This is a genomic window from Gandjariella thermophila, from assembly GCF_005405885.1.
GTDB lineage: Bacteria > Actinomycetota > Actinomycetes > Mycobacteriales > Pseudonocardiaceae > Gandjariella > Gandjariella thermophila.
Map to the genome: position 1 here is coordinate 1 of NZ_BJFL01000069.1, position 9,902 is coordinate 9,902.

The following is a 9,902-nucleotide window of genomic DNA, read 5'->3' on the forward strand; positions in this document are numbered from 1 at the left end:
CCCACGACCTGCGTCGCGTCATACTCGGACACAAGGGGCCTCCTTCGTCGTGCGTTGACGTGAGAACCCGAGTGTCCGCTCGGGACCACGAGGGACGGAGGCCCCGCCCCTTCATGCCATCAGGAGGGTGAACAGCTTGGTGAGCCGACCGCCCTCCGGAGGCGGGAGCGCAGGTTCGAATCCTGCCAGGGATTCGAACCTGCGCACGCCACTAATAGGGCTTTGTTAGGTGGTTGATCGGGATGTGATCTTCTTCGGGTGTGACTCCGGAGGAGATGGATCAGATCCGCCCCCTGATCGAAGAGTTCGCCGGGCAGATGCTCGGCGGGTTCGCACGGCGTGACCAGCGGGCCAAGGGCGAGCTCTACCTGCGCGGGTTGATGCTGGATGGCAAGCGTAAGTCGATGCAGCCGATGGCCGAGCGACTCGGGGTCGACCACCAGCAGTTGCAGCAGTTCGTGAGCACCTCCACGTGGGACCACGTCGAGGTCCGGCGGCGGATGGCGGTGTGGGCGCAGGAGTTCATCGACCCGCGGGCGCTCGTGATCGACGACACCGGGTTTCCCAAGGATGGCAAGGATTCCCCCGGTGTGGCACGGATGTACTGCGGGGCGCTGGGCAAGACCGGGAACTGCCAGATCGGGGTGAGCGTGCACGCAGTCACCGACTGGGCGTCCGCCGCGATCGACTGGCGGCTGTTCCTGCCGGAGTCCTGGGACGAGGAGAAGACCACTGACCCGGACACGGCGGCCGGGATCCGGCGCAGGCGGGCTCGTAGTGCGATCCCGGAGCAGGTGCGGCATCGGGAGAAGTGGCGGCTGGCGCTGGACATGCTCGACGAGGTCACCGCCGAGTGGGGCCTGCCGGCCCGCCCGGTGGTGGCCGACGCCGGTTATGGCGACGCCACGGAGTTCCGGCTCGGCTTGACCGAACGCGGCCTGGTCTACGTCCTGGCGGTCAGTCCGACCGCGACCGCGCACCCGGCCCACGCGGTGCCGGTGACACCGGCCTACCGCGGGAACGGGCGCCCACCGCTGCCGCGCTACCCCGACAAGCCTCAGGATCTGAAGACCCTGGTCACCGACGCCGGACGGTCAGCGGGTCGGTACGTGGTGTGGCGGCACGGATCGCGCAAGTCCGCCAGCAACCCGACCGCGAGCATGCGGTCACGCTTCCTGGCGCTGCGGGTGCGTCCGGCCAACCGCAACATCCCCCGCGGCGCCGACGGCAGCCTGCCGGAGTGCTGGCTGCTGGCCGAGTGGCCGCCCGGTGAACCCGAGCCCACCGACTACTGGCTCTCGACCCTGCCCGCCGACATCGCGCTGCGGGACCTGGTGCGACTGGCCAAGATACGGTGGCGCATCGAGCACGACTACCGCGAACTCAAGAACGGCCTGGGCCTGGACCACTTCGAGGGCCGCAGCTGGATCGGCTGGCACCGGCACGTCACCCTGACCGCTCTGGCCCAGGCGATCTGCACCCGGCTCCGACGCACCCCAAAAGCCCCTGCGCAGGCCTGACCCTCTACGCGGTCCTGCGCGAACTCCAGGCCTTACTCGCGGTCTGGACGGGGGTCTGCCACACCTGCCGACAACCCGTCCAGGCCCGAACCCGCGAACAGAAACCCCAGCTCAACAGCACCTAACAAAGCCCTACTAACCGCTCCCCCGCTTCCGGCGCTCCATCACCAACGACGCACGCGCCTCGATGACCAGCAGCTTCTCCTCGAACAGTGTGCTACCTGTACGAGCCAGCCGGGGCGGCTGGGCGGAGTCGGAATCCGTGTGCATCCTGCACGTGCCGCCCCGGGGACGCGAACGCACACCAATCGTCACCTTCGGCAGCCGCACCGTCCACCTGGGAGCATGGCGATGGGAGCAAATTGGGAGCATCCGCGTGCGCTCAACCGCACCGAACAGCGTCCGACATCACCCAACGGCTCCGCCCTGATGCGATGGAGGAGCGGAGGCCCCGCTCCTCCATCGCATCAGGGCAGATCTAGATCTACGTTGACACGGTAGAGGTCACTGGTTCAATCCCAGTATCGCCCACCAGGCATATGTGCTGGTCAGAAGGCCCGCGGTGATCATCACCGGCGGGCCGTCTGCCGTCGGTGGGAGCACGTCGTCAGCGTCTGCAGGGAGATATCGCTCTGCAGCCGCCGTTTCAGGTCCTTGCGTGTCCAGCCCCGTTGCGTGCGAAGACGCCGGAGTTGCTCTCCCAGGACGCGCTGATAGGTCGCCGGGTTCATCTGCACGGTCGCTGCCTCCACCCGTGAGCTGGGCCCCAAGGGTCCGCGGTAGTGGTCGGGCGCCGGGCGGTGGTGGCGGCCGCTCCGCCCGGGCGCCCACCAGGAACAACGGACGCAACGCAAGACTGATCACGCGACCCTTTCGACCGAAGCAGCGGGAGGGCCACGGTGCTACCCGCGCACCGTGGCCCTCCCGCGCCGCGCGACGCGTCCCCCGACGACATCGCGCTCCTCCGGCCCTCCCGGCCCCGATTCCGGGCAGTCCGGAGGTGCAACCTGATCCGCGATCGTGACTGTGGATGCGCAGCAGGTACCCGGCAATGGACGAGCTGCGTTCTGGCAGCACGGTGTCCCCACCGGCGGCCGTGGCGGCCGGGAACGGTGCACGCGCGGCGCAACGCCAAAACGCCATCGAGCCGTCCCGTCGGCGCTGCCCGGGTTCTCCCCTCTGCACAACCCGACGACGTCCCGGCGGCCATGCGGACACTGCGCCGCCGTGTCGACGATCATGTGAGGGTGAGCCAGGCCAGGCTGCCCGCGCCGGCGAGCACGCAGTACACCGCGAACGGGGTGAGCGTGCGGGTCTGGAAGTAGCGGGTGAGGTAGCGCACCGCGAGGTAGGCGCTGGCGAAGGAGGCGATGCTGCCGGCCAGTACCTGGCCGTGGATGCCGGCGCCGAGCGGGCCGAACAGGTCCGGGATCTTCAACACCCCGGCGGCGAGGATGACAGGGGTGGCCAGCAGGAAGGAGAACCGGGCGGCGTCCTCATGCGACAGTCCACGCAGCAGCCCGGCCACCATGGTGATGCCCGAGCGGCTGATCCCGGGCAGCAGGGCGAGGATCTGCGCCGAGCCGATCAGCGTGCCGCGGCCAACCGACATCCGCGACAACCGCGCGTCGGCCGCCGCGCCCGCGTCCTGGGCGGCGCCGGGCGCGTCCGCGCCATCGGCGGCGGGGAGCGCGTCGGTGGCCTCGGCCGCCCCGGCGGCGGTCTCGGCCCGGCGGCGCAGCCGCTCCCCGGCGTAGAGCACGAGGCCGTTGGCGAGCAGGAACGCCGCGGCCGGGATCGGGCGACCCAGCGTGGTGCGGAACAGGTGTTCCAGCAGCAGGCCGGAGATGCCGACCGGGATGGTCGCGACGATGATCAACCAGGCCAACCGCTCCGCCGGCGTGCGCACCCGCCGGTGGCGCACCGAAGACACGAAGCCGCCGAGGATGCGGACCCAGTCGCGCCAGAAGAACAGCAGCAACGCAGCGGCGGTCGCCACGTGCAGGCCGACGATGAACGCCAGGTAGGGCGATTCTGGGGTGGACACGTTCAGATCGGCCGCCCACCGGCCGCCGACCAGGGCGGGGACGAGCACGGAGTGGCCGAGGCTGGAGACGGGGAACAGTTCGGTGACACCCTGGAAGGCGCCCACCACGATGGCCTCGAGATAGCTCAGGTGACTCACGAGTGATCCGGATCCTTCCGGTGACGGGAACGGAGCAGGTGATCAGCGGGGCACGCGCTGGGCGCGGCGCAGTTCCAGGGCCGCCGGCACCAGCGAGGCGATCACGATGACGGCGATGATCGGCAGCAGGTACTGGTCGATGTTCGGGACCCGGCTGCCCAGGGCATACCCGGCCAGCGGGATTCCCAGCGACCACACCAACCCGCCGACGACCTGCCACAGCGTGAACACCCGCGCCGGCACGCGGAGGATGCCGGCCAGCGGGTTGAGCACGGTCCGCACCAGCGGGATGAACCGGGCGAGCACGATCGCCTTACCGGCCCCATAGCGATCCAAGACGGTTCGGGCGCGCTCGGTGGCCTCCCGCACCCGCGGGCGGTTGGTCCGGGCCAGCAGCGCATGGCCACCACTTCGGCCCAGCAGGTAGCCGGTCTGGGCCCCGGTCAGCGCCCCGGCGACCGCGGCGAGCAGCACCGTGGGCAGCGACAGGTGCACGGTCGCCGTCGCGCTCGTCGCGCACAGCAGGCCAGCGGTGAACAGCAGCGAGTCCCCGGGCAGGAAGAACCCGATCAACAGACCGGTCTCGGCGAAGAGCGCCAGGAAGACGCCGAGCGCACCGAGGGCGGCCAGCAGGCTGTGCGGGTCGAGTAGGTTGACGGCGAGCGTCGGCGCCCGCATGAGCATGGCGGTCACAGTGGCTGCTCCAGGTTGGGAGTCGGGCGGGATCCTGCTGGCGCCCGTGAGAACTACTATCAGGATAATAGTAATCGGAGGGTGAGGGGCACCAATGCCCGAGCGTGACGCGCCGGATGACGATGCCACCGTCACCGCCGCTTCCGGTGGGCGGCGGGACCGCGGTGCGTTGGAGGCGGCCGTGCTGGCCCTGTTCGCCGACACTGCCGAGGCGTTGACCGTGTCCGAGGTCCAGGCGCGGCTGGGCGGCACGTCCGCCTACACCACCGTGATGACCACCCTGGCGCGGCTGCACCGCAAGGGCGCGCTGAACCGCCAGCGCCGCGGCAAGGCCTTCGCCTACACGGTGGCGGCGCCCCCGCAGGCGGTCGAGGATGCGATCGTGGCTCGGCGCATGCGGGAACTGCTCGAGGGCCGCACTGACCGCGGCGAGGTGCTCACCCGGTTCGTCGCCGAACTCGACCCCACCGACGAACAGCTACTCACCCGAATCCTGCACCAGCTCGACCACCGCAACCAGCCACCGGACCAACCATGACGATCGTGGTGACCGGAGTGGTCGTGGCGGTGGCGGCCAGTCTGGTGCTGCCCATCACGGCCCGCCACGCCGGCCGGCGCCTGCCACCCGCGGCGCTGGTGCCGCTGCTGACCGCGACCGCCCTCACCGCCGCCGCCTGCCTCGGCTTCATGCTCTGCGCGCTGGCCCTCGCCGTCGCCGCGCGGGAAAACCCGCTCGCGGCCACCGGGCACTGGTCCCCCACCATCCTGCGCCACCTGCTGCCCGTGCCCACCGCACTCGGACTCACCGCCGGCATCATCGTCGGCGTCCTCGCCGGCAGCGCGGCATGGCGGGTCCTCACCACGAGCCGGGCACTGCTGCACGCCGAACACCTCGCCCGCAACCTGCCTCCGCAGGGTTCGACCGTAATCGACGACGAGATCCCCGACGCCTACACCCTTGCCGGGATCCAGGGCCGGATCGTGATCACCACCGCGATGCTGCGCGCCCTGCGCCCTGAGGAACAACGCGTGCTCTACGCCCACGAACACTCCCACCTACGCCACCGCCACCACCTCTACCTGCAGCTGACCCGGATCGCCGCCACCGCCAACCCGCTGCTGCGCCCCCTGGTCGCCATCGTCCGGCACGGCATCGAACGCTGGGCCGACGAGGATGCCGTCCGTGCGGTGGGCAACCGGCGCACCGTCGCGGCGGCCATCGCCCGCGCCGGCCTCGCCCGCGCCCGCGCCCAGCGCACCAACGCCGCCACGCCCAGGCTCGCACTCGGCGGCGCCGACCACGGCACCGCCGACCGCGTCGCCGCGCTGCTCGCCACCCCATCCCAACCGCATCCCCGGATCGCCTTCGCCATGATGGGCCTACTCCTGGTCGCCCTCCTGACCAGCCTCGCCACCACCGCGCTCACCGTGCACACCACCTTCGAACGCGCCGAACAACACACCCTCATCAGCACCCACTGACCAACACCACCAGCGCCCCTCTTGCCGTCGGCGCCAGTGGCACCACGGCGACCATGAACGTCACGGGTAGTTCGGCAGCGACGAACACGCTCACCTGGCGGCGGTAGTGATGATGGCGAGCACCGGGCTACGTCGATGAGTACCGGGGCCCACGATGGACAGCCTCGGTCCGAGCGGTCTGCGTTCCGGGCGAGAAATATTGCCAGGCGAAGTAGGTTATTCACCCGCCCGCGCTGACTGGACAAACACGGGCGAATCAAACAGCATTCGACCCGGACGAGAGCCCAGGCTGCTCAATCGACAGTCAGACGCACTCATCTTTGGACTGCGCAAATGCAGGGCACATTGCCACCCAAATAGGCGAGCGATTCTTCACCGCGGCATACGGGCCAATCGCTAGCCTCGCGACATGGCTGCAAGCCCGCGTGACACCCCGGTGACCACCGCGGAGCCACCCCACCACAGACACCACCCATATGTGTCACATCGAACACCCGCACAACCGCACGAACGTGGCGTACACCATCAACCTGTGTAGTTGCTCGCGATTGCGGCATCCACGTCGATTGGAGAACGATGACCCCGTCAGTGCCGGAGGCCGCTGGCCCCGAAGCACCGCATCAACCGGCCCGCTACGTGATGCGAAAACTTCCCCACGTCACGCTGCTGTTCTGGATCCTCAAGATCGTCGCGGTGACCCTGGGCGAGACCGCCGGCGACCTGCTGGGCATCACCTTCAAGATCGGCTACGTCACCACCGCGCTGATCTTTCTCCTCTTCTTCCTGGCCGTCCTGGTGGCCCAGGTCAAAGCCCGACGGTTCCACCCGGCTTTGTTCTGGACGGTGGTGCTGGGCACGAGCATGGTCGGCACCGAGATCTCCGACTTCCTCAACCGCGGCTTCGGCCACGGCAGCGAACCCGACGGTGTCGGCTACGCCACGGGCGCGGCCATCCTCACCACCGTCCTGGGGGTCGTCTTTCTGGTGTGGTGGCGCACCGGGCAGACCTACGACGTGGAGAACATCACCAGCCGCCGGGGCGAGATCCTCTACTGGATCGCGATCCTCGCCTCGAACACCCTCGGCACCTCCAGCGGCGACTGGCTCTCCGACGACACCGGCCTCGGCTTCCGCAACGCTTTCCTGGTCATCGCCGTGATCATGGTAATGATCGTGGCCGCGCACTACCTGACCACGATCAACGGCATGGTGCTGTTCTGGCTGGCGTTCATCCTCACCCGCCCGCTCGGCGCCGCCGGCGGCGACGCCTTGACCAAACCGGTCGACGAAGGCGGCCTGGGCTGGGGCACCCTGTGGGGCTCGGTGGCGCTCGCCGCGCTGCTCGTCGCGTTGATCGTCTACCAGGCGGTCCGGATTCGCCGGCGCCCGCTCGAGCCGCTGCCCTACCCGCACAACCGGCGCACCGGCGAACCGCAGCAGCCCAACGGCGCCGTGGTCACCCACACCGCGCGCGCGACCGAATTCGCCAACAACGCCGGCGCAGGCGACCCGACGCGCTTTCGCTTCAACGAGCCCGCCGAGCAGGAAGGCTGAGGGCCTCCGGAGCCTTCCTGGCGCGCCGCGCGCCTCCCCGCCTCATATCCGTGCGCCAAGCGCTCCGGTTCGCCGCGGCCAACCGACACTCAGCCTCGTGTCGGGTCGCCCGCCGAATCGGGCGGGCGGCCCGACACGACGCCGCCCATGATGACACCGGGGCCACCCGCGCCGGAGGCCCGGGTGTGGTCGGTCATCGACATGCGATCTCCGACAGTGGTCACGGGCAGACGAATCCCCTGCCTGCTGTCATGGCCAGTGAGCATCCGGGCGGCCCCGGCGGGTTGTTGGCGCAGATCACGAAAACCGTGCTGGAGTCGACGCTGACCGCGGAGCTGGATGAGCACCTCGGCTACGAGAAAGGGGATCCGGCCGGTCGGGCATGGGAAACGAGCGGAACGGGCGGTCGCAGAAGACGGTGCACACCGATATCGGCTCGGTGCGGATCGACGTGCCGCGCGACGGGAATGGGACTTTCCAGCCGCGGATCGTGCCAAAACACGCCCGCCGCGTCGAGGGTTTCGACGAGTCGGTCATCTCCCTGTATGCCAAGGGGCCGACCACGGGCGAGATCCAGAAGCACCTGACGGAGATCTACGACGTGGACGTGTCTCGCGAGTTGATCTCCAAGATCACCGACAAAGTTGTGGCCGAGATGAACTCTCCGATCTTTGGAGCACACCTTCCGGCTGTTCAAGCAGACCCTCAGGTGGACCCGCCCGAAGCTGGGCGCCCCGGAATCGGCCGATCGCTGGACCTGGCTGATCCTGACCGTCCACACGCAACTGCCACTGGCCCGCTCCATCGTGGAGGACTGTCGCCGTCCGTGGGAGAAACCAGTCACCGAGTCCCGCCGGCTGGCTCCGGCGCGGATCGCCAAATGGCACGTCAACACCCCTATCGCGGCGAACCTCGCCACAGCCGGGACGATAGCCCCGCGCCGCGCCCTTCACGATCAAGGCCCCCAGCGGCCCATCGAACCCGAGGCGCTTCCTCTTGCGTGACCAGGCCATCCCGCGGGTGAACCTTGTCCGCCGAAAGGTCATCTCTGCACGGGCGGCTCTTGAGCTGCCACGGCACAGCGCCGTAGGACCTTTGGAGAGGCAGAAGATCCAAGCAGAAATGCTACCGAAATATAACCAGGAGAGTGCGGTGAACAATCGGAAAGGCTGGCGGCTTGGGCGCCACGTCGCGATAGCGCTCGCTGCGTTGGGCAGCATGGTGGCGATAGCGTCTCCGGCCATGGCTGGCACCGTTGACCACCACGGCATCCAGCAACGCCAAGCGCAACCTCGCCAGGGAACGCCGACAACAACAACCGTGAATGCGAGCCCAGCGACGACCGCGGCCGGCAATACGGTGTCCTTGACCGCAACCGTCATCTGCGATGCTCTGCCGGCGGAGCCGACCGGCTCGATCAATTTCTTCGACGGACCACCACCGATGCCCGGAACATTTCTGGGAACTGTTCCCCTGACGAATACCAGCGACGGAATGTCGACCACCGCGTTCCCGCAGACCTTCACGCCTACCGTCACCGGGCCCCACACCATCTATGCCGTCTACGACGGCGCGAGCATCTCGTGTCTGCCGTCGGTGGGCACCACCACGGTGACGGTGACCACCGGCAATCCGCCGCCATGCACCCAGACGATCAGCGGAGTCCAGTTCGGCAACGTGACCACCTCGGGTTCGCTGTGCCTGACCCCGGGCTCGCGGGTGTTCGGCAACGTCACCGTCACTGGGGGCACGCTCAACGCCCAGGGTGCCCAGGTCACCGGCAACGTCACCGTCACCGGCGGCACGGGCGTGCTCGTGTGCACCACGTCGGTTGGCGGCAACCTCACGGTGACCGGGGTCAACGGGGCGGTGCTGATCGGGGATGCCGGCGACGACCCCGGCTCGGCCTGTGGGGGCAACCGCATCGCCGGCAGTGCCACCCTGACCAACAACACCGGCAGCCTGGAGTTCTCCGCGAACCAGGTCGGCGGCAATGTGATGGTGAACAACAACGACACCACGACCGCAGCCACCCCACCGGAGCCCACCGCCACGGAACTGGAAGCGAACACCATCCGCGGCAACCTGGGCTGCTTCGGCAACACTGTCAACGGCGCCACGGTGGCCAACAACCCCACCAACGACGGCAACCCGAACACCGTCGGCGGCACCCGCAGCGGGCAGTGCACCGGCCTGTGAGGCCGGTCGTCCAGAACATGAACTAACCCCGCCGTTTCGTCGGTCTCCGGCGGCCCACTGCCTTTCCATGGGTCGCCGGAAACCGGCGCTCTGCGAGAGTGTCGGATTTTTCGTGGGCGGGGCGATGACCAGTTTATTCAGTTCTCAGAGCGTTATTCAGAGCCCTTACCAGCCAAGTCGGTAGAACTCCAGTGCGGTGACGATTCGGATGACATTCGGAAGCTCGGCGAGGCGCCCTCGAAAGCCGGTGGCAAGTATCTTCCAGTTCT

9 protein-coding genes, 1 tRNA gene and 2 pseudogenes are annotated in these 9,902 nt (G+C 68.7%); 8 read left to right on the forward strand and 4 right to left on the reverse strand.

Going from position 1 to position 9,902, the window contains the following annotated elements:
- The first annotated feature begins 125 nt into the window (after positions 1-125).
- A tRNA-Arg gene (locus tag FFT21_RS27550) sits at positions 126-187 on the forward strand.
- Positions 188-260: 73 nt separating this feature from the next.
- The gene (locus FFT21_RS27555) at positions 261-1,520 is read left to right on the forward strand and encodes an IS701 family transposase (RefSeq protein WP_371856875.1); all 1,260 of its coding nucleotides are present in this window, start codon (positions 261-263) and stop codon (positions 1,518-1,520) included.
- A 602-nt stretch (positions 1,521-2,122) separates the two neighbouring features.
- Here FFT21_RS27555 and FFT21_RS30135 read toward each other — a convergent pair.
- The 3 genes and pseudogenes from FFT21_RS30135 to FFT21_RS27570 all read right to left on the reverse strand — a co-directional run.
- Positions 2,123-2,251: pseudogene (locus FFT21_RS30135) on the reverse strand (XRE family transcriptional regulator); the annotation flags it as partial.
- 506 nt (positions 2,252-2,757) lie between these two features.
- On the reverse strand, positions 2,758-3,705 hold the full coding sequence (locus FFT21_RS27565) for an undecaprenyl-diphosphate phosphatase (protein ID WP_192909796.1): 948 nt from the start codon (positions 3,703-3,705) through the stop codon (positions 2,758-2,760).
- Positions 3,706-3,747: 42 nt separating this feature from the next.
- Positions 3,748-4,389, reverse strand: a complete 642-nt coding sequence (locus FFT21_RS27570) for a DedA family protein (protein ID WP_137816847.1) — start codon at positions 4,387-4,389, stop codon at positions 3,748-3,750.
- 103 nt (positions 4,390-4,492) lie between these two features.
- On the opposite strand from FFT21_RS27570, the gene FFT21_RS27575 reads away from it, so the two are divergent.
- The 3 genes from FFT21_RS27575 to FFT21_RS27585 all read left to right on the forward strand — a co-directional run bounded on the left by FFT21_RS27575 (position 4,493) and on the right by FFT21_RS27585 (position 7,434).
- The gene (locus FFT21_RS27575; protein ID WP_137816843.1) at positions 4,493-4,936 is read left to right on the forward strand and encodes a BlaI/MecI/CopY family transcriptional regulator; all 444 of its coding nucleotides are present in this window, start codon (positions 4,493-4,495) and stop codon (positions 4,934-4,936) included.
- Positions 4,933-5,880 carry a M48 family metalloprotease gene (locus FFT21_RS27580; RefSeq protein ID WP_137816844.1) on the forward strand — a complete coding sequence of 316 codons (948 nt, stop codon included), beginning with the start codon at positions 4,933-4,935 and terminating at the stop codon, positions 5,878-5,880. Before FFT21_RS27575 ends, FFT21_RS27580 begins: the two co-directional genes overlap by 4 nt.
- A gap of 639 nt (positions 5,881-6,519) precedes the next feature.
- Positions 6,520-7,434, forward strand: coding sequence for a COG4705 family protein (locus FFT21_RS27585; RefSeq protein WP_192909797.1), 915 nt, complete (start codon positions 6,520-6,522; stop codon positions 7,432-7,434).
- An 89-nt stretch (positions 7,435-7,523) separates the two neighbouring features.
- On the opposite strand, the gene FFT21_RS29375 is transcribed toward FFT21_RS27585, so the two are convergent.
- Complete coding sequence (locus FFT21_RS29375) at positions 7,524-7,781, reverse strand: hypothetical protein (protein WP_192909799.1); 258 nt, start codon at positions 7,779-7,781, stop codon at positions 7,524-7,526.
- Between FFT21_RS29375 and FFT21_RS30930 the strand changes: the two are divergent.
- The 3 genes and pseudogenes from FFT21_RS30930 to FFT21_RS27600 all read left to right on the forward strand — a co-directional run.
- Positions 7,707-8,095: pseudogene (locus tag FFT21_RS30930) on the forward strand (transposase); the annotation flags it as partial. The gene FFT21_RS29375 and the pseudogene FFT21_RS30930 sit on opposite strands and share 75 nt — an antisense overlap.
- 10 nt (positions 8,096-8,105) lie before the next feature.
- Positions 8,106-8,438 (forward strand): hypothetical protein, encoded by a 333-nt coding sequence (locus FFT21_RS29380; protein ID WP_192909800.1) that lies wholly within the window; start codon positions 8,106-8,108, stop codon positions 8,436-8,438.
- Positions 8,439-8,676: 238 nt separating this feature from the next.
- Positions 8,677-9,633 (forward strand): Ig-like domain repeat protein, encoded by a 957-nt coding sequence (locus FFT21_RS27600; protein WP_192909798.1) that lies wholly within the window; start codon positions 8,677-8,679, stop codon positions 9,631-9,633.
- The last annotated feature ends 269 nt before the right edge of the window (positions 9,634-9,902 follow it).

Bases quoted from the DNA above. Each gene is read 5' to 3' on its own strand.
- FFT21_RS27585 (WP_192909797.1), top strand. From the start codon at position 6,520: ATGCGAAAACTTCCCCACGTCACGCTGCTGTTCTGGATCCTCAAGATC.
- FFT21_RS27600 (WP_192909798.1), top strand. From the start codon at position 8,677: ATGGCTGGCACCGTTGACCACCACGGCATCCAGCAACGCCAAGCGCAA.
- FFT21_RS27575 (WP_137816843.1), top strand. From the start codon at position 4,493: ATGCCCGAGCGTGACGCGCCGGATGACGATGCCACCGTCACCGCCGCT.
- FFT21_RS27580 (WP_137816844.1), top strand. From the start codon at position 4,933: ATGACGATCGTGGTGACCGGAGTGGTCGTGGCGGTGGCGGCCAGTCTG.
- FFT21_RS27570 (WP_137816847.1), bottom strand. From the start codon at position 4,389: ATGCTCATGCGGGCGCCGACGCTCGCCGTCAACCTACTCGACCCGCAC.